Consider the following 17,870-nt stretch of genomic DNA (forward strand, 5'->3'; position numbering starts at 1 on the left):
GGACGCCTCCTACCTCGGGGTGGCTGCGTGAGCAAGACAGTTGCTCCGACCTCCCTACGACCCCCCCCCGTAACCCGCCCTTAACGCCACCCCGCTACGCTCCCCGCATGACCATCGAGACGTGGCTGCTGTTCGTCGCGACGGAGGTCGTCGTGGCGCTGACGCCGGGGCCGGCCGTGCTCTTCGTGCTGTCCCAGGGCGTGCGCGGCGGCGCAGACCGCGCCGTCGCCGCGACGACCGGCGTCCTCAGCGCGAATGCCGTCTACTTCACGCTCTCGGCGATGGGCCTGTCCGCAGTACTGCTCGCTTCGTTCGAGGCGTTCACGGTGGTGAAGTGGCTGGGCGCCGCATACCTGGTCCTTCTCGGCGTCACGATGATCCTGCGCGCGCGTGAGTCGATGCTCGCCGATGCATCGAACGCGCCGCCCGTGCGATTTCGCCGCACCATGATCAACGGCGCCGCGATGCAGTTCGCGAACCCGAAGGGCCTGCTCTACTTCACCGCGCTCGTGCCCCAGTTCGTCGACCCCGGCAGCGCCGCGGCGATCCAGATCGCGATCCTCGGCGTCAGCTCGATGGTCGTGGAAGGCATCGTGCTGGTCGCCTATGGCACCCTCGCCGGCAGGGCGCGTTCGCTCCTGCGACGCCCGCGCTTCTCTCTGTTCGCGAATCGCGCCTCGGGCGGCCTCCTCGTGGCCGCCGGCGCCGGCCTCGCCGCCACCCCGCAGCGCTAGACCGTAGCCCTTCGACGCCTATGCCGTCCCGCATACAGATCGGCACGGCCTTGCTGATAGCTGACAGCTGACCGCTACCCCTGACAGCCGCCGTCAGTTGACACCGTATTTTCGCCGGCATACTATGCCCGAAGTTTCCAGCACTAATCGGAGGCGCGGCGGACATCCAGATGAATAACCAGGGAGTCACGGCTATCGCTATCCGCACGGAGCGCGCTCTCCGCATCGAGCGCCTTCCCTCCGGCGGTGACCCGAACATGGGTGGGATGAGTGCGCCCGGCGCAAAACGCGAGACGTAGCGCGCCGAGGGGGCAGACCCGTTCCACCCACTACGGATATGCGTAGTGGGTTTTTTGATCCCCGCCGAAGGACGCTCCCCTCTCCGCTTGACGGAGAGGGGCCGGGGGTGAGGTCAGGATGGAAGTGAGGAGTATCGACATGGAAAGACACGATGTGCCGCTGAGCGTGCGCGGCGTCGTGAAGTCGTTCGGCGGCGGCTTCGACTTCACGAAGCTGCTGCCGTGGCGCACCAACGAAAAGAACGGGCACGAGCCGCGTCGCGTCGTCGACGAGGTGTCGTTCGAGATCCGCCGCGGCGAGATCTTCGGCGTCATCGGCGCCAACGGCTCCGGCAAGTCGACGCTGATCCGTATGATCAGCACGCTGCTCCTGCCGGACGGCGGCGATGTGCACATTTTCGGCCACGACGTCGTCAAGGAGCCGATGCGCGTGCGGCCGCTGATCAACCGCGTGTCCGCCGACCCTTCGTTCTTCCGCAACATGACGGCCATGGAGAACCTGCTGTTCTTCGGCCGCGTGTACGGATTGACGCCGGGCGACGTGAAGCGCAAGACGCCGGCGATCCTGAAGCGACTCGGCTTCGAATTGCAGCGCGCCTTCGAACCGATGAGCCACCTGTCGCGCGGCCAGCAGCAGAAGGTCGCCGTCGCGCGGTCGTTCCTGACATCGCCCGTGCTGATGCTGCTCGACGAGCCGACGACCGGCCTCGACCCGCGCAGCAAGCGCGACGTCCAGGGCTTCATCCGCGAGGTGCAGCGCGAGCACGACGCGACGATCCTGCTCACGACGCACGACATGGAGGAGGCAGAGCTGCTCTGCGACCGCATCTCGTTCCTCGCAGGCGGCAAGATCGTCGCCGAGGGCACGCCGTACGAACTGCGCCAGACGGTCGCGCGCGGCCGGCCGATGGATGAGATCAACATGGAGACCGTCTTCATGGAACTGACCGGTCGCGACCTGTCCGAGGACGAAGTCCCGGAGGAGGAGCTGGTACATGGCTAGCATCAACGCAGCCGAAGTGAATAGCCCGCTCATGCCGGGGCGCGCAACCCTGGCATGGGCATTCGTCGAACGCCAGACCAACCTGTGGAAGCGCTACTGGGCGTGGGAACTCGTCTGGCTCGTCTACGGCGTCGTCAACACGCTCGCGATCACGTTCATCGCCGAGCAGGCCGGCCAGCAGGGCATCGCCAGCGAGGCCGACGTGCGCTACCTCGTGCTCTTCCTGCTCATCGGCACACTCGTCTGGGCGTATCTCTCGGCCGTGCTCGATGACATCAGCCTCGTCGTCACGTGGGAGCGCTGGGAAGGCACGATCGAGCACACGCTGATGGCGCCGGTGCAGCGTGCCGTGCACCTGATCGGCATGTCGCTCTTCGGCGTCATGCACGCGACGGTCCGCACGCTGCTGATCTTCGCGATCGCCGTGCCGTTCTTCAGCGTCGACCTCGGCCAGTCGGACTGGTTCGCCGCGGCGCTCGTGCTGGTCATCGGCAGCTTCCCCATCGCGGGGTTGGCGATCCTCGCCGGCGTGCTGCCGTTGCTCTACCCGGAGCGGGGCGCGCAGATGTCGTTCATGGTGCAGGCGATCGTCCTGCTCGTATCGGGCGTCTACTACGAGGTCGACGTGCTGCCGCCGTGGCTGCAGATCTTCTCGTACGTCTCGCCCGCCACGTACATCCTCGATGGCATGCGCGGCGCGATCATCGGCGGCGAAGGCGTCACGGAGATCTGGCGCGAACTGCTGGCGCTGGCGGTGTTCGGCATCGTGCTGATCCCCGGCGGCATGATGGTCTTCGCCGTAGCAGAGCGTTGGGCCAAGAAGACGGGAAAGCTGAAGCGGCAGGGATAGATGATCTGGTCGGCTGGTCGCTGGTCCGTTGGTCGCGGGTGACCGGTTGCAGGGATGTGCAACGTTGATGATCGCAACTTCGCACGGTAGGGGCGCACAGCTGTGCGCCCCTACGCCGGCATAACATGTCGACGATCGAACACACCACTACCGGCGGTCAACGACCTGAGCGAACGCGACCGTCATCCTGAGCGCACGCGAAGGATCCCGTCATGAAACGCACCGCCGCATCGACACGCCTCCAGCCTCCAGCGCTAGGAAAAAGCGGCCATGCAGATAAGAACAGACCGCCTCATCCTCCGTGAGATCACCCTCGACGACTGGCCGGCCGTGCTCGCCTACCAGCGCGACCCCCAATACCTGCGCTATTACGCCTGGACCGAAGACCGCAGCGAGGACGACGTGCGCGCGTTCGTGAAGATGCTCGCCGATCTCCAGCACCAGCAGCCGCGGCGCAAGTTCCAGCTCGCGATCACGCTGCCCGGCGACGACGCGCTCATCGGCAACTGCGGCATCCGTCGCAAGGACGGCAAGGACTTCGAGGCGGACATCGGCTACGAACTGAGCCCGGCGCACTGGGGCCGCGGCTACGCCACCGAAGCCGCGCGCGCGATGGTCGCCTACGGCTTCGAAGAGTTGAAGATGCACCGCGTGTCCTCGTGGTGCATCGCCGACAACGTCGCATCGGCGCGCGTCCTCGAAAAAGCCGGCCTGCGCCCCGAAGGCCGCCTGCGCCTAAACGAGCACTTCAAGGACCGCTACTGGGACACCCTCCTCTTCGGCGTCCTCCGCGAAGAATGGCAAGCAGCATCGCGTTAGCGCCGCCAAGACCATCTCTCCCAGCTGCGACCAAACCCCACCAGCAACCAGCGACCAGGTACCAACAACCAACTGGGACACCCTCCTCTTCGGCGTCCTCCGCGAAGAATGGCAACCAATGCCATCGCGATAGCGACCAGCGACCAGCGACCAGCGACCAGCCTCCAGCCTCCAGCCTCCAGCCTCCAGCCTCCAGCCTCCAGTGCTACGATCCGCCACAAGGAGGCCCCATGCCCATCACCATCGTCCCCGCGCAGATCGAAGCCTACGCCGCCGCCCATACGACGCCCCTGCCGCCGCTGTTGCAGGAGCTGGTCGAGACGACGCAGCGCGAACTCCCCGACCGCGCCACCATGCTGTGCGGCGACGTCGAAGGCACCCTGCTGCAAATGCTCGTCGCGATGAGCGGCGCCCTCCGCGTGCTCGAGATAGGCATGTTCACCGGGTTCTCCGCCCAGATGATGGCCGCCGCCCTCCCCGACGACGGTCGGATCATCACCTGCGATATCGAGCCCCGGCACATCGAGATCGCCAGGCGCTTCTTCGTCCGCAGCCCGCACCGCCACAAGATCGACGTCCGCGAAGGGCCCGCGCTCGACACTATGAAGACGCTCGAGCCTGCGTCGTTCGACTTGATCTTCATCGATGCAGACAAGGGCAACTACACGAACTACTACGAGGCCTCGCTGCCGCTGCTCGCCGCCAACGGCACGATCGTTGTCGATAACGTGCTCTGGAGCGGCAACGTCCTCGACCCGAAAGAGCGCGACGACCACGCCATCGTCGCGTTCAACGACCACGTCCGCGCCGACAGCCGCGTAACATGTGTGATGCTCACCGTCCGAGACGGCGTCACGCTCATCCGCAAGCGCACCGCTGCCCCATAATGAGACACATGAAGCGCGTCTCGGCGTCCGTGACGGCCCGAATCGCCGCCTGCGGCCTGGCACTCGTCGCAGCCACGCTGCTCGCTGCCTGCGGATCGGACCGCCAGCAAGCCGCGTCGCCCACGTCCGATGGCCAGGACGCCACCCGCAAGCCGTCAGGCTCGATCCCCACATCGCTCCCGAAGACGCCGATGCCGGTACTCGCAAAGGTCGCGCTGCTCCCGACGTCGCCGCGATAGATCACCGACGTCGCGCCGGCCGCATCGCCCCAGTACTCGTACGACAGGTCGAACACGTCGGAGAAGAAGTACGGCACGTGGATGAACGGCTGCCGGTCGCCCGCGAGTTGAAGCGCAATGTGCTTCCCCTGCTCCACGGCGTTGTCCCAGTGGTCGGCGCGGCGCGTCGTGCCGAACAGCAGGTCGCGATAGCGCACGACATCGCCGCCGGCATAGACGCCGTTGAGGTTGGTCTCGAGGCACTCGTTGACGATGATGCCGCGATCGACGTGCAGCGCCGTGTCCTCGAACAACGCGACGTTCGGCTCGATGCCGATGCCCGCAACAATGAGTTCAGCTTCGATGCGGTCGCCGGCCGCCGTCACCACCGCGTTCGCCCGCGCATCGCCATCGATGCGCGTGACCTGCTGCCCGGACAATGTGCCGACGCCTCGTTCACGGTAATAGCGCTCGAAATACGCGGAGATCTCGGGCGTGAAACAACCTCGCCCATACGCGCTCTTCCGGGAACACCATCGTCGTGTCGACGCCCTGTGATGCCAGCACCGAAGCGAATTCCATCGAGATGAAGCCGCCGCCGATCGTGACCGCGCGCTTCGCCACGCTCGCGGCTTCCCGGATCGCGCGCGCGTCACCGATCGTGCGAAGGTAGTACACGCCGTCGGCGTGGGCGCCGGGAATGTCGAACGTGCGCGGCCGTGCGCCGGTGGCGATGATCAGCGTCTCATACGTGAGTGGCTCGCCGCGTTCGACGTGCAACGTGCGCGCGTCGAAATCGACGCGCACGACGGGCGTGTCGAGCATCGTGGTGATGCCCTGTTCAGCGTAGAACGCTTCGTCGTTGATCAAGATGTCGGACGCTTGCTCGCGCCCGGCGAGCAGGCCCTTGGAGAGCGGTGGACGTTCGTACGGCAAAAACGATCGGCGGAGACGATGGCCAGTTCGCCGGCGGCGAGTCCGTTGCCGGCCAACTCCCTGGCGGCGTAGCCGGCCACCATGCCGCCGCCAAGAACGATGTATTTGTGCGCCCCCACACGATCTCCCGGCGCCGCATTCGCGGCTGACAATCACTCCTCATGTCACAGGGCGGGTGACCTTCTCAAGCCCAAGTGAAGGCGGCATGCACCAACATGTGCGCACCATGACAAAAGCATCGCCCGCCGTCCGATGGAGGCAATCGCCGTCAAGCTCGCCGTGGCGACCCTGACGATGTCAATCGACGCAGTCTCGGGCCTGCGCAACAATCCCTGTATGGCGAAACGCGCACGCGCACCACTGCGGATCGACCTTGCCGGCGGTTGGACCGACGTCCCTGAATTCGCCGATGCCGAGGGCGGCGCCGTCGTCAACGTGACCCTCGATAAGTTCGTGCGCGGCACGCTCGACGATGCAGGTCCGCTGGACTACCGGCACGACGTGCAAGCCGGCGGCCTCGGCTCCTCGGCGTGCGAACTCGTGCTCGCCGAAGCGCTCCGCCACCCCGACGCTGACCTGGACGACATCGCAGAGGGCGCCTTCCACGCCGAACGCGCCGCCGGCGTCATCGGCGGGCGGCAGGATCAGTACGCCGCCTGCTACGGCGGGTTGAGCTTCATGGCGTTTCGCCGGCCGTCGGCCGCAAGCGGCCCGGTGCACATCGAGCGCCTGGAACTCGCCGAGCCGCTGCTGCGCGGGCTCGAAAGCCGGCTCGTACTCGTCGATAGCGGCGTCTCCCGCCTCTCCGGCCAGATCCACGAGGCGGTCTGGAGCGCGTACGCCCGCCACGACGACGACGTCACGGGCGCCCTGCTCGCCCTCAAACAGTACGCCCGCGCCATGCGCGATGCGCTCGTCAGCGCGGACTTCGGCGGCGTGCGGCACGTCATGTCGGAGAACTGGACCCAGCAAAAGCGCCTCCACGCCAGCATCACCAATGACACCGTCGAATCGATCTTCGCGCTGGCCATGAAGTCTGGCGCCTCGTCGGGGAAGGCGTGCGGCGCCGGTGGCGGCGGGGCGCTGGTCTTCTACGCTTCGTCCGAAGGGGATGCGGCGAGGCTCCGGCGCGAGTTGCGCAGCGCCGGCCTCGAAGTCATCGACGTCACGTTCACCTTCGAGGGATTGGTGGACGAGGACGATGAGGCTTCGGAGCCGCAAGCCTGACGGTGCCGCTCCCTGACGCCGGGGGTTTGCCCGCGGTGACGCGTCCCGCGGTCGCCGGGCTTCAACCCGAGTAATCCATGGTGCGCAAGCCTGGTGCCCGCTCCCGCCCGTCGGGTACGTGCGTCTAAGTAGGGCCGGCGTTACCGGCCGATGCCGACGTACGCGACGCCGGCCGCGGCAACTGCCTCCGGCGTGAGCGCGCCGCGCCCATCGAGCACCGCGCGAAGGCCGGGGAACGCACGCAGGTCGAGCGAGGCGTACGCGTCGTGCCACGCCTGGACGACCAGCGCATCGCAAGCGGCCGGGAAGGCGGGCGGCGGTTCGACGCCGGCTGCGCGCAGTTCGTCGGCTGTAAAGAAGGGGTCGTGTACGTACGCCTTCGCGCCGGCGTCGGCGAGCGCCTGCACGAGCCCGTACGCGCTCGAGTGCCGCGACTCCTTCACGTTTGCCCGGTACGCGAACCCCAGCACGATGACTGTCGCCCCGTCAAGCGTGCCCAGCGCCTGCTTGAGCCGCTCGACGCCGTAACCCGCCATGCCGTCGTTGATCCGACGGCCAGTGTCGATGAGGTCGCTGTCGCCGGCGCCGAGGAAGTGCGGGTAGACCGGTATGCAGTGCCCGCCCACGCCGACGCCCGGTTGGTGGATGTGCGAGTACGGCTGCGAGTTCGCCGCTTCGATCGCCTGCAACGCATCGACGCCGAGGCGGTCCGCCATGCGCGCGAACTCGTTCGCCAGCGCAATGTTCACGTCACGGTACGTCGTCTCGGCGAGCTTGGAAAACTCCGCCGTCTCTGCGTCGCGCACTTGCATCACCGGCGCGTCGAGCATCTTCTCGTAGAACTGTGCGGCAAGCGCCGTGCTGCGCTCGTCGATGCCGCCGACGACCTTCGGGTACGTCGCCAGGTCGCGTAACACGCTGCCGGACGAGACGCGCTCGGGGCTGAACGCGACGGCGAAGTCGCCCGGCGGCGTCATGCCGCTCTGTTCGATGATCCTCGCGGCGACGCGATAACGCGTCGTGCCGACCGGCACCGTCGTCTCGACGATGACCAGCGCGCCGCGCCGCACGTGCGGGCCCACCGCCTCGACTGCCGCGTCGAGCAGCGCGAAGTCCGGCCGCTGCGTTTCATCGATATCGACCGGCACGATGAAGATGATGGTATCGGCGCTGGCGGCCGCGTCACGCGCGTCGCACGTCGCGCGGAGCGTACCGCTCACAACGAAGCGCGGGATCGCCTCCGCGAGTCCGGGCTCGCCCTCAAGCGGGTTGCGACCGTCGTTGATCGCCGCAACGCGCGCCGCGTCGATGTCATAGCCTGCAACCTGTGCGCCTTTCGACGCGAACTGCACCGCCAGCGGCATGCCGATTTTGCCCAGCCCGACGACACAGACGTTCACGCGGGCGCCGCCCGCAGCGGCAGCACGACGTCTTCGCCGGTGTCGCCGGCGCGGACCAGCGCCTCGGCCGCCCGCATCGCGGCGATGGCGTCATCCGGCGAGACGGGCGGCGGACCGCCGGCGCGCACCGCCGCGGCGAACGCCTCCAGCTCGACGCGCAGCGGCTCGCGCTTCTCGACCGCGATCGCGCGCACGGGCCCTTCGCTGACGCCCTTCGTGTGGCGCGCCGCCCAGCCCGCCGGCTCCTCGTGTTGGTGATGGTCGTTCTCGTAGAACGTGAGGCTGCGCGCCAGGTAGTCGACGACGAACATCCCGCGCTCGCCGAGCACCGACAGTTCGCGGATCTTCGTCGGCGTCAGCCAGTTGACGTCGAGCACGCCGACGACGCCGTTCGCGAAGCGCAGCATGCCGAGCAGCATGTCTTCGTGCTCCGTGTTGATGCGCTGCTCTGTCTCGGCGTGTACGCGCACGATGTCGCTGTCGAGCAGGAAGCGCATCACGTCGATGTCGTGCGGCGCCAGGTCAAGTGCCACGCCGACGTCGCGCACGCGTTGCGGAAACGGCCCGACGCGGCGCGCGTGTACCTGGAAGATGCGCCCCGCCTCGCCCGCCGCCAGCCGCTGCTTCAGCTCGAACACTGCCGGATTGAACCGCTCGACGTGCCCCACCGTGAGCAGCACCCCCGCGCGTCGCGCCAGGTCGCGAAGTTCCCGCCCCTCGTCGATCGTCGCAGCGAGCGGCTTTTCCACCAGCGTCGCGATCCCGCGCTCGATCGCCGCGCTCGCGACTTCGAGGTGCGCGCGCGTCGGCACGGCGACCGTCAGCAGGTCGATGCGCTGCTCGTCCAGCATGCGGCGGTAGTCGTCGTACCCCGCGACCGCGAGCGCACCGTGGCGCGGGCTTTCAGCCCGCGACTGCTGCGCAGCGGCCGCGGCCACCCGACCCTCATCCACGTCCGCCACCGCCACCAGCTCGATGCCCGGCATCTCGCCGTACACGCGCACATGGTTGGCGCCCATCGCACCAAGCCCGATGACGGCGGCCCGCAGCGGTTCAGTCATGCGCCAATTCTAGTGGATGCGACGCTCCGGTCAGATAATCGGCGAACAACGCCGTCGTCTCCGAGCGAATCCTGTTTCGCGTCATCCTGAGCAAGCGAAGCGCCGTGAAGGATCTCCTCGCGGCGACACTTGAGGACTATCTGGCGAGCGCCGTATGAACGGTCGGAATCGCAAAGGCCCGCCGTCCGGCGGCAAGCGCGGCTCGTCACGATCGAATAGAGCGCGCGACTGACGTGGCAACCCGCTCCTGATCACCCTCCGCCAACCCCGGGTGCACCGGCAGCGACAGCACCTCATCGCACAGCCGCTCGGCGACCGGCATCCGCACGTCGCCGTAGCCGAGACGCCGGTACAGCGGCTGCTGGTGGATCGGCGCCGGATAGAACACCGCCGACTCGATGCCCTCGTTCCGCAGCGCCGCCTGCAACCGGTCGCGCGCATCGCGTCCGGCGCGCACGCGGACCGTGTACTGGTGATACACATGATGCCGCCCCGGCAGCTCGCGCGGCGTCTCGATCGCATCGACGTCGGACAGCAGCTCCGTCAGCCGCGCGGCGTTGCGACGGCGCTGCTCGTTTCGCGCGTCGATCTTCCGCAACTGCGCCTTCCCGAGCGCCGCGGCGATTTCCGTCATGCGGTAGTTGAAGCCGAGTTCCTCCGTGACGTAGCGCGTGCGCTCACCCTGCGACCGCAGCGTGCGCGCCATCTCGGCGACGGCGGCGTCGTTCGTCGTGATCATGCCACCCTCGCCGGTCTGCAGATTTTTCGTCGCGTAGAAGCTGAACGCCGCTATGCCGAACGCGCCGCACTTCTTGCCGCCCACCGACGCGCCGACCGCCTGCGCTGCGTCTTCGATCAGGGCAATGCCACGCCGCTCGCAGATCGCACGCATCGCATCGATCTCGCATGGCTGTCCGTACAGGTGTACCGGCATCACGGCCTTCGTACGCGTCGTGATCGCCACTTCGACCTGCCCCGGGTCGATGCAAAGGTCATCCTCTCGCACGTCGACGAACACTGGCCGCGCCCCGGCGTGCAGCACGACGTTCGCCGTTGCCGCGAAGCTGAACGCCGGCACGATCACCTCATCCCCCGCACCGATGCCGTGCGCCAGCAGTGCCAGGTGCAATGCCGCCGTGCCACTGTTCACGGCTATCGCGTGCTCGACGCCGATGTACGCAGCAAACGCTTCCTCGAACGCCGCGACGCGCGGCCCCTGCGCAAGTTGCTTCGACTCCAGCGCGTCGATCACCGCGCGCTTCTCGTCGTCCTCGACGATCGGCTGCGCGAGCCGGATCGTCAGCGCCGCCGCCGCCGTCACGACGCGATGTCCGCGAAGTGGTACGGCCGGTCGCACGGGTCGCAAAACCACATGTTCGTCTCGGACATCCGCAGCGGCCTCCCGCACACGCAGACCCAGCCTGCCAGCCGCGCCGGATTGCCGCGCATGATCGCGTGGTCCTCGACGTTCGCCGTCACGACGGCGCCGGCGCCGATCATCGCCCACTGGCCGACGGTCACGCCCGGCAGCACGATCGCCCCGGCGCCGATCGAGGCGCCCTCGCGGATCAGTGACGGCTCGATCATCCAGTCGTCGTCGGTCTTGAGGGTGCCGTCGGTGTTGATCGCGCGCGGAAAGCGGTCGTTCGCCAGGATCGCGTGCGGGCCGACGAACACGCCGTCTTCGAGCGTCACGCCGTGGAAGACCGACGCGCGGTTCTGGATCTTGCAACGGTCGCCGATGATCACGTCCCGGTCGACGTACACGCCCTTGCCCAACGTGCACTCCCGCCCGATGCGCGCGCCTTCGCGCACCTGCGCTTCGTGCCAGATGCGCGTGTCGTCGCCGACCTGCGCGTCCTTCGATACGTCAGCGGTGCGGTGGATTACCTGCTTCAAGCGCCGTCACCATGCGTGCCGCCGCGTGCCCATCGCCGAAGACGGGCGGCGGCCGTCCTTGCGGAGGCGATCGTCTCGCCGCTGCCAGTATACGTTCGGCCTGCGCCCCGGCGAGGACGTTCCAGCCGCCTTCCAGCGTCTCGATCCACTCAGTCTCCTCTCGAAGCGTCACGCAAGGCACCGCGAGCAGGTACGCCTCCTTCTGCACGCCGCCGGAGTCGGTGAGCACCACGCGCGCGTTGCGCTGCAACTCCAGCATGTCGAGATATCCGACGGGATCGATGATCCGCACCCCCGGCTCGACTTCGATGTCCGTGCCCATGAGCGCCGCCCGCGTGCGCGGGTGCATCGGCAATATGACCGGCTCGTGGAGCAGCGCCAGCGCCTCCATGATCTCTCCGAGCTTCGCCGGATCGTCGGTGTTCGCCGCGCGGTGCACCGTCGCCAGCACGTAGCCGCGCGGCGTCAACGCGAGTTCACTCAGAATGCGTGACTTCTGCGACGCCGTCTCGGCGTGCTGCAGCAGCGCGTCGTACATGATGTCGCCCGTGAGCGTGACACCTTCCGTCATGCCCTCGCGCGCGAGATTGTCGACCGCCGTCTGCGTCGGCGCGAAAAGATACGTCGAGATGCGGTCGGCGACGAGGCGATTGATCTCTTCGGGCATGTCGCGCACAAAGCTCCGCAATCCCGCTTCGACGTGCGCGACCGGCACGCTGAGCTTCGCCGCCGCGAGCGCGCCCGCCAGCGTGCTGTTCGTATCGCCGTACACCACGACGCGGTCCGGCGACTCGCGCTTGATCGTGGCCTCGATGCGTTCGAGCATCTGCCCCGTCTGCGCGCCGTGCGAGCCCGAACCGACGCCGAGGTGATAGTCGGGCGTCGGCAGCGCCAACTCCTCGAAGAAAACGTCGGACATGGAGGCATCGTAATGTTGCCCGGTGTGGACGAGCACTTCGGTGTTACGCTCGCGGACGGCGCGCGAAAACGCTGCGGCCTTGATGAACTGCGGCCTCGCGCCGACGACGGTCAGGATCTTCATGCGGGCGCGGCGTGCATCTCAACCCCGCGATGTGCGCGGCGGATCATTCGTTACCCGGCTTGCCGTACCGCTTGCGCAGTTCCGTCTTCAGCACCTTACCCATCGGGTTGCGCGGCAACTCGTCGACGAACGCGAAGTACGTCGGCGCCTTGTAGCTTGCCAGGCGCGCCTTCGCATAGCTGACGACCTCCTCGGGATCAGGCTTCGCGCCGCCCTTCGGCACGATGATCGCCTTGATCACTTCGCCCCAGTCCGGATCGGGCACGCCGATGATCGCCGACTCTTCGATCTGCGGATGCTCGTCGAGCGTCGCCTCGATCTCGCCCGGCGAGATGTTCTCGCCGCCGCGAATGATCAAGTCCTTCTTGCGTCCCGTGATGAACAGGTATCCCTCGTCGTCCAGGTACCCGACGTCGCCCGTGTGCAGCCAGCCATCGACGATGGCGCTCGCCGTCGCTTCCTTCTGCTTGTGGTACTCGGCCATGATGCGCGGCCCCATCACGGTGATCTCGCCTTCTGCGCCCGCCCCGACGATGTTGTTCCCTTCGTCCATGATGGCTATGACCACGTCGTCCATGCCGCGGCCCACGGAACGCAGCCGGTGCAGCCTCTTGTCGCGTTCGTCGCCCGGCTCCTTCGGGATCTGGTGGTCATCCGGCCCCAGGAACGTCATCGTCGACGTGCTTTCCGTCTGACCGTAGGCGTTCATCAAGCCGCACGTGAACGCGTCAACCGCCTTGCTGACGACTTCGTACGGCATCGGCGCCGCGCCGTACGTGATGAGCTTAAGCGACGACAGGTCGTACTTCGCGAAGTCTTCGTGCTCCATGATGCGCTTCAGCATCGTCGGCACGACGAAGCTGTGCGTGACCTTCTCGTTGTGTACGGCTTCGAGCCACGCTTTCGGGTCGAACTGCGGCAGGATGACAAGCGTCCGCCCGCCCCACACCGAAGACATCAGCGGCGTCACGCCCGCCACGTGGAACATCGGCACGGAGAGCAGCGTCACGTCTGGCTCCTCGCCGGGATCGGCGGGGTTCATCGTGTTCGTCACGTACACCGAGAGGTTCGTGTACGTGAGCGCGACGCCCTTCGGCACCGACGTCGTGCCGGATGTGTAAATCAGCACCGTGGGCCGTTCCTCGTCGACCTCGATGAACAACTCATCAGGGCTCGACGCCGCCAGCACGTCCGGATAGAAGTCCATGCCTTCGACCAGGCGGTCGTAGCAGACGAACCGCTCGACGTGCTCCAGCGTCGGACGCAGCCGTGCGACCAGGTCGAGGTAGCGACTGCCCACCAACAGCACGCCTGCGTCGGACGCGTTGATCATGTACGTCAACTCTTCGTCCTTCGCGCGATAGTTGAGTGGCACGAACGTCGCGCCGACTTTCGCCGCGGCGTAGTACGTCTCCACGTATTCGATGCAGTTCGTCGCCATGATGCCCACGGGCTTATCGGACCCCGCGCCAAGCCCCAGGAGGTAGTTCGCGAGCCGGTTCACCCGCTCGGCCATGTCCATGTACGTCACGCGCTTGCCCTCGCAGACGAGCGCGGTGCGGTCGGGGACGACCATCGACGTGATCTGCAGGAATTCGGCCGTGTTCATGCGTGCGTCCCTCGAAATGCGCGGGCATCCGGTTCGGCCGACAATCTAGCCGATCGGACACGGGCGGGAAACTGGCCTGCTGGTCGCTGGTCGCTGGTCGCCGTCGCTGGTCGGCCGCGCTTAGTCAGGCGGCGCCATACTCGATGTGGAGATCCATACGTTCCGCATCCACCGACGACTGACGCCTGACGACCGGCGACCCTACCGCTATGATCCCTGCATGAAGTTCTGCATCGGCAGCGATGACACCGGCCCCGCGCCCGACGCTGTTGTCGTGGCGCTGCGTGAGCGCGGCCACGACGTCGAGCTGTGCGGGCCGTTGGCCGGCGAGCAGACCGGCTGGGCAGATGTCGCGCACGCGGTCGCGCAGAAGGTCGCCTCAGGCGCCGCGGATCAGGGCGTGCTGTTCTGCTGGACCGGCACCGGCGTGTCGATGACCGCGAACAAGACGCCCGGCATCCGCGCCGCGCTCTGCGGCGACGCCGAGACCGCGCGCGGCGCCCGCGTCTGGAACGATGCGAACGTGCTGTGCATGTCCCTCCGCACCACGACGCCGATCGTCGCTCGTGAGATCATTGACGCGTGGCTGTCAGCTGAGGTCGACGGCAGCGAGCGCGAACAGATCGCCCGGATCGAGTCGTAGCTCCCTCTGACCGACTGATGGACTGACCGACTGACCGAATGGCTACACCTTCAGCAGCGAAGCGAACCGCTTGTCAGACTTGAACGGCCCGACGAGCGCGAGCGAGAGCTTTCGCTCATCGAGCAGCTTCTTCGCGACGCGACGAATGTCGTCGCTCGTCACCGCGTCGACCAGCGCAACCACTTCGTCGGGCGTCCGCACGAAGCCGTTGAGCATCTCTTGGCCGCCGATCCAGCCGCTGACGTTGCGCGTGTCTTCCATCCGCAGCAGCAGCCGTCCCTTCGACAGTTCCTTCGCCTTGTGCAGTTCGTCGTCGCTGACGCCGCTGTCGCGCACCAGCGCGAGCTGCTCGAGCAGCGCCCCCGTCGCCTCGACGGTCTTCTTCGGGTCGACACCCGCGTAGACCGCGAACGCGCCCGTGTCCAGGTAGTGGCTGGCGTAGCTGTGGACGTCGTAGCAGAGGGCGCGCTTTTCGCGCAGCTCCATGAACAGCCGGCTGCTCATGCCTTCGCCGAGGATGACGCTGATCAGGTCGACCGCGAAACGATCGGGGTCCTGGTTCGAGAGCGCGTGTACCGCGATCTCGATGTGCGCCTGCTCCGTGCGCTTGTACTGCACCCGCGCCCGCGGGGCCGTCTGGCCGTCGATCGCGGGAATCCAGTCCGACGGGCTGCCCGCCTTCCAGTCGCCCAGCGCATCACGGAAAAACTCGACGATCTCGCCGTGCTCGATCGCCCCCGCCACCGCCACGACGATGTTGTTCGGCACGTACTGGCGGTGCATGTAGTCCAGCGTCCCCTCACGCGTTAGGCCGTTGACGGACGCCTCGGTGCCCGCCACGTCGCGCCCCAGGGGCTGGTCCGGCCACATCGTCGCGTCGAGCAGCACGTCGACGAGTTGCGCTGGCGAGTCCTCGATCGACGCCAACTCCTCGATGACGACCTTCCGCTCTTTTTCGATCTCCGCCGCCGCGATGAGCGGGTTGCGAATCATGTCCGCGAGCACATCGGCGGCGCGCTGAAAGTGCGGCCGGGCGACCTTCGCGTAGTAGACGGTCAACTCCCGGTCGGTGCCGGCGTTCATGACGCCGCCGACCGCGTCGATCGTCTCCGAGATTAACTGTGCCGAGGGCCGCTTCTCGGTGCCCTTGAACAGCAGGTGCTCCAGCAGGTGCGAGAGCCCGGCTTCAACCGGCGTCTCATAGCGGGAGCCCGCGCCGACGTAGACGCTGACGGAGACAGATCGCGTCCCCGGCATCGGCGCCGACAGGATGCGTAGGCCGTTATCGAGCGTCGTCTTGCAGTACTGGGGGTCTTCGAAGGGTGATGTCATGGATGCGATCAGTGTAACAGGGTTCGCTGTTGACGCGCTCTTGCTTTCACGTGGGCCCATGTGTTTTGAACGAAGGACCAAGAACCTCGAACTTAGAACCTAAACCGGTCAGCGTGGACCTGAGGTTCCAGGTTCCTCATGATCACAATTGAACAACGACGTTGTCGATCCGCCGCGACCCTGCATCTGCCGAAAAAACGAAGAGAGGCGCATTAGGCTGCGCCCCTCCCAATGTCACGCCCTGCCGTCGATCAGCAGGGGCGATTCCCATCGAAAATCATCGTGAAGTACACCTTGCCGTCGCGGCCCTTCGCGACCCCGGTGCCGAAGCGCGTGTAGTGGCAGCCAAGGATGTTCTCCATGTGCCCCGGACTCTTCCGCCACATCTCGACCGCGACGTCCGCCGTCTGCGGCCAGTCCCACGTGTTCCACGCGATGTTCTCGCCGGCCCATGCGTGCGGAACGCCGCGCTGGTCCATCAGACAGACGTAGTTGCAGCCGTCCGGAGGCTGGTGGCTGAAGTAGCCGCGCGCCGCCATGTCGCGGCTGCGGATGCGCGCGATCTCCACCAACGCCGGGTCGGCGACCAGCGGTGGCAGCCCGCGCGACGCCCGGATCTGGTTGATGCCGCTGTAGGTCTTGATTTCCGCCGCCACCTCGACCGTGCAGCCGGAGAGCAGGCCGATCGCCAGGGCGCCAAACACCACCAGCGTCCCGAGTGGTAGATACGATCGAAGACGGTGCCACCGGTTCACGTCCGACTCCTTCCACTTCCACAATCGGATGGAATCGACGCGTCTGATGGTCTGCGCACCCGGATTCGTAATCCCTCATCCCGGCGCGTGGCGATCCTTCGCAATGGCAATCCTTGCACTGAGGCGCGCCAGCGCGCGCTCGCTCCCTCCGCCCGGGGGCGAGGGAATCGCGACTCGTTCCAGCGGGGTCGCTCTTCAGTTCCAGGAGGCCCTGCCCCAAGGCCGCGGCTACCCTACACGAGCCGTCAAGGCCTTGACTACCCTCTGATCCGTCACAGGTCTGTTATGGGACTGCCCACCCAGATACGCCACATCGGTATGTCGGGGCGAACCACGACGCCCCGCATCGGCTATTCCTATGCCGGTTTAGGACGCGAGGAACTTATCGACCAGGGCGTTGTAGATATCCGCCCGCTCGAAGTAGACAGAATGTCCGGCCTTCGCGACGCGCTCCACGCTGGCGTTCGGAAAGCACCCGGCGGCCGCATCGATGATCGGCGGCTGAATGACGATGTCCTCCTCGCCGGCGATGAACAGCACGGGCAATTTGACCCCGGCGGCTTCTTCGGCAGACACGTTGCCGCACGAGCGTATGAGTTCACCCAACTGAGCACGCTCGCGGGGCGGATTGAGCGCGTCGATCTCCGCGTAAAGGAACGCGAGGTCCGGTTGTTCGTCGCGCATGCGGGCGCCTGCCGCCGGATGCACGCCCTCGGGCGGCGGCCCGGCGTTCTGGCTCGCTGAGCGCGCGGCGGCCGTCACCTCCGGCGTCGAAAGTCCGCCCGGCGTGTCTGACATGACGAGCTTCACGACGCGCTCAGGGTGCCGGACCGCAAACCGCAGGCACGTCCAGCCGCCCATCGACTGCGCGACGAGGTGCGCCCGTTCGATGGCCAAATGATCGAGCAGCGCCCGCAGGTCATCGGCGAAGGCGGCGCCCATGCGGCCATCAGCGTCGATCGACTGCCCGAACCCGCGGTGGTCGAAGACGATGCAGGTATAGCCGCTCTCGAAGTGTGGCACCTGCTGCCACCACGACAGGTGGTTGCCGCCCGCCCCGTGCGCGAAGACGATCGCCGGCGCGCCGCCGGGCTTCGGCCCGTGCCGCTCGTAGTAGATGCGCCCGCCCTCGACATCGACAAACGGCATAGCGCGA

18 protein-coding genes are annotated in these 17,870 nt (G+C 66.9%); 7 read left to right on the forward strand and 11 right to left on the reverse strand.

Annotated elements, in window-relative coordinates; all coding sequences use genetic code 11:
• The first annotated feature begins 107 nt into the window (after nt 1–107).
• The 5 genes from WEB52_01255 to WEB52_01275 all read left to right on the forward strand — a co-directional run bounded on the left by WEB52_01255 (nt 108) and on the right by WEB52_01275 (nt 4,592).
• Nucleotides 108–734, forward strand: coding sequence for a LysE family translocator (locus WEB52_01255; protein MEX2225056.1), 627 nt, complete (start codon nt 108–110; stop codon nt 732–734).
• Between the two features lie 438 nt (nt 735–1,172).
• Nucleotides 1,173–2,036 (forward strand): ABC transporter ATP-binding protein, encoded by an 864-nt coding sequence (locus WEB52_01260; protein MEX2225057.1) that lies wholly within the window; start codon nt 1,173–1,175, stop codon nt 2,034–2,036.
• Nucleotides 2,029–2,886 (forward strand): ABC transporter permease, encoded by an 858-nt coding sequence (locus WEB52_01265; protein MEX2225058.1) that lies wholly within the window; start codon nt 2,029–2,031, stop codon nt 2,884–2,886. Before WEB52_01260 ends, WEB52_01265 begins: the two co-directional genes overlap by 8 nt.
• Nucleotides 2,887–3,156: 270 nt before the next feature.
• A complete protein-coding gene (locus WEB52_01270) occupies nt 3,157–3,705 on the forward strand; it encodes a GNAT family protein (protein MEX2225059.1) in 549 nt (182 codons plus the stop codon).
• Nucleotides 3,706–3,935: 230 nt separating this feature from the next.
• Nucleotides 3,936–4,592: a class I SAM-dependent methyltransferase gene (locus WEB52_01275; protein MEX2225060.1), complete on the forward strand. Its 657-nt coding sequence runs from the start codon at nt 3,936–3,938 to the stop codon at nt 4,590–4,592.
• Here the strand turns inward: WEB52_01275 and WEB52_01280 are convergent.
• Together WEB52_01280 and WEB52_01285 are read right to left on the reverse strand one after the other, a co-directional pair.
• Nucleotides 4,564–5,298 carry an FAD-dependent oxidoreductase gene (locus tag WEB52_01280; protein ID MEX2225061.1) on the reverse strand — a complete coding sequence of 245 codons (735 nt, stop codon included), beginning with the start codon at nt 5,296–5,298 and terminating at the stop codon, nt 4,564–4,566. The genes WEB52_01275 and WEB52_01280 overlap by 29 nt on opposite strands.
• Nucleotides 5,267–5,746 carry an FAD-dependent oxidoreductase gene (locus WEB52_01285; protein MEX2225062.1) on the reverse strand — a complete coding sequence of 160 codons (480 nt, stop codon included), beginning with the start codon at nt 5,744–5,746 and terminating at the stop codon, nt 5,267–5,269. Before WEB52_01285 ends, WEB52_01280 begins: the two co-directional genes overlap by 32 nt.
• 336 nt (nt 5,747–6,082) lie before the next feature.
• Between WEB52_01285 and WEB52_01290 the strand changes: the two genes are divergently transcribed.
• Nucleotides 6,083–6,973, forward strand: a complete 891-nt coding sequence (locus WEB52_01290; GenBank protein MEX2225063.1) for a hypothetical protein — start codon at nt 6,083–6,085, stop codon at nt 6,971–6,973.
• A 140-nt stretch (nt 6,974–7,113) separates the two neighbouring features.
• Here the strand turns inward: WEB52_01290 and WEB52_01295 are convergent, their stop codons facing one another.
• From WEB52_01295 to WEB52_01320, 6 genes are all read right to left on the reverse strand, one after another.
• Nucleotides 7,114–8,373 carry a nucleotide sugar dehydrogenase gene (locus tag WEB52_01295; protein ID MEX2225064.1) on the reverse strand — a complete coding sequence of 420 codons (1,260 nt, stop codon included), beginning with the start codon at nt 8,371–8,373 and terminating at the stop codon, nt 7,114–7,116.
• Nucleotides 8,370–9,434, reverse strand: a complete 1,065-nt coding sequence (locus WEB52_01300) for a Gfo/Idh/MocA family oxidoreductase (GenBank protein MEX2225065.1) — start codon at nt 9,432–9,434, stop codon at nt 8,370–8,372. Before WEB52_01300 ends, WEB52_01295 begins: the two co-directional genes overlap by 4 nt.
• Nucleotides 9,435–9,639: 205 nt before the next feature.
• The gene (locus WEB52_01305) at nt 9,640–10,755 is read right to left on the reverse strand and encodes a DegT/DnrJ/EryC1/StrS family aminotransferase (protein MEX2225066.1); all 1,116 of its coding nucleotides are present in this window, start codon (nt 10,753–10,755) and stop codon (nt 9,640–9,642) included.
• Complete coding sequence (locus WEB52_01310) at nt 10,752–11,333, reverse strand: acyltransferase (protein MEX2225067.1); 582 nt, start codon at nt 11,331–11,333, stop codon at nt 10,752–10,754. Before WEB52_01310 ends, WEB52_01305 begins: the two co-directional genes overlap by 4 nt.
• Nucleotides 11,305–12,375: a UDP-N-acetylglucosamine 2-epimerase (non-hydrolyzing) gene (gene wecB / locus WEB52_01315; GenBank protein ID MEX2225068.1), complete on the reverse strand. Its 1,071-nt coding sequence runs from the start codon at nt 12,373–12,375 to the stop codon at nt 11,305–11,307. Before wecB ends, WEB52_01310 begins: the two co-directional genes overlap by 29 nt.
• Before the next feature lie 43 nt (nt 12,376–12,418).
• Entirely contained in the window at nt 12,419–13,984 is a 1,566-nt protein-coding gene (locus WEB52_01320) for a long-chain-fatty-acid--CoA ligase (GenBank protein MEX2225069.1), read from the reverse strand.
• A 220-nt stretch (nt 13,985–14,204) separates the two neighbouring features.
• Between WEB52_01320 and WEB52_01325 the strand changes: the two genes are divergently transcribed.
• Nucleotides 14,205–14,627, forward strand: coding sequence for an RpiB/LacA/LacB family sugar-phosphate isomerase (locus tag WEB52_01325; GenBank protein MEX2225070.1), 423 nt, complete (start codon nt 14,205–14,207; stop codon nt 14,625–14,627).
• Between the two features lie 42 nt (nt 14,628–14,669).
• Here WEB52_01325 and WEB52_01330 read toward each other — a convergent pair whose 3' ends face one another.
• The 3 genes from WEB52_01330 to WEB52_01340 form a co-directional block, all read right to left on the reverse strand.
• Nucleotides 14,670–15,959, reverse strand: coding sequence for a pitrilysin family protein (locus WEB52_01330; GenBank protein MEX2225071.1), 1,290 nt, complete (start codon nt 15,957–15,959; stop codon nt 14,670–14,672).
• A 251-nt stretch (nt 15,960–16,210) separates the two neighbouring features.
• A complete protein-coding gene (locus WEB52_01335) occupies nt 16,211–16,714 on the reverse strand; it encodes a CAP domain-containing protein (GenBank protein ID MEX2225072.1) in 504 nt (167 codons plus the stop codon).
• A 366-nt stretch (nt 16,715–17,080) separates the two neighbouring features.
• Nucleotides 17,081–17,863, reverse strand: coding sequence for an alpha/beta hydrolase (locus tag WEB52_01340; protein ID MEX2225073.1), 783 nt, complete (start codon nt 17,861–17,863; stop codon nt 17,081–17,083).
• Nucleotides 17,864–17,870: the final 7 nt, after the last annotated feature.

The sequence above is a fragment of the Dehalococcoidia bacterium genome (assembly GCA_040902535.1).
Lineage (GTDB): Bacteria > Chloroflexota > Dehalococcoidia > DSTF01 > JACRBR01 > JBBDXD01.

Excerpts from the sequence above, each read along its gene's own strand:
- WEB52_01340 (MEX2225073.1), bottom strand. The coding sequence starts at position 17,863 with ATGCCGTTTGTCGATGTCGAGGGCGGGCGCATCTACTACGAGCGGCAC.
- WEB52_01275 (MEX2225060.1), top strand. The coding sequence starts at position 3,936 with ATGCCCATCACCATCGTCCCCGCGCAGATCGAAGCCTACGCCGCCGCC.
- WEB52_01260 (MEX2225057.1), top strand. The coding sequence starts at position 1,173 with ATGGAAAGACACGATGTGCCGCTGAGCGTGCGCGGCGTCGTGAAGTCG.
- WEB52_01325 (MEX2225070.1), top strand. The coding sequence starts at position 14,205 with ATGAAGTTCTGCATCGGCAGCGATGACACCGGCCCCGCGCCCGACGCT.
- wecB (MEX2225068.1), bottom strand. The coding sequence starts at position 12,375 with ATGAAGATCCTGACCGTCGTCGGCGCGAGGCCGCAGTTCATCAAGGCC.
- WEB52_01290 (MEX2225063.1), top strand. The coding sequence starts at position 6,083 with ATGGCGAAACGCGCACGCGCACCACTGCGGATCGACCTTGCCGGCGGT.
- WEB52_01330 (MEX2225071.1), bottom strand. The coding sequence starts at position 15,959 with ATGACATCACCCTTCGAAGACCCCCAGTACTGCAAGACGACGCTCGAT.
- WEB52_01255 (MEX2225056.1), top strand. The coding sequence starts at position 108 with ATGACCATCGAGACGTGGCTGCTGTTCGTCGCGACGGAGGTCGTCGTG.
- WEB52_01320 (MEX2225069.1), bottom strand. The coding sequence starts at position 13,984 with ATGAACACGGCCGAATTCCTGCAGATCACGTCGATGGTCGTCCCCGAC.
- WEB52_01300 (MEX2225065.1), bottom strand. The coding sequence starts at position 9,434 with ATGACTGAACCGCTGCGGGCCGCCGTCATCGGGCTTGGTGCGATGGGC.
- WEB52_01270 (MEX2225059.1), top strand. The coding sequence starts at position 3,157 with ATGCAGATAAGAACAGACCGCCTCATCCTCCGTGAGATCACCCTCGAC.
- WEB52_01265 (MEX2225058.1), top strand. The coding sequence starts at position 2,029 with ATGGCTAGCATCAACGCAGCCGAAGTGAATAGCCCGCTCATGCCGGGG.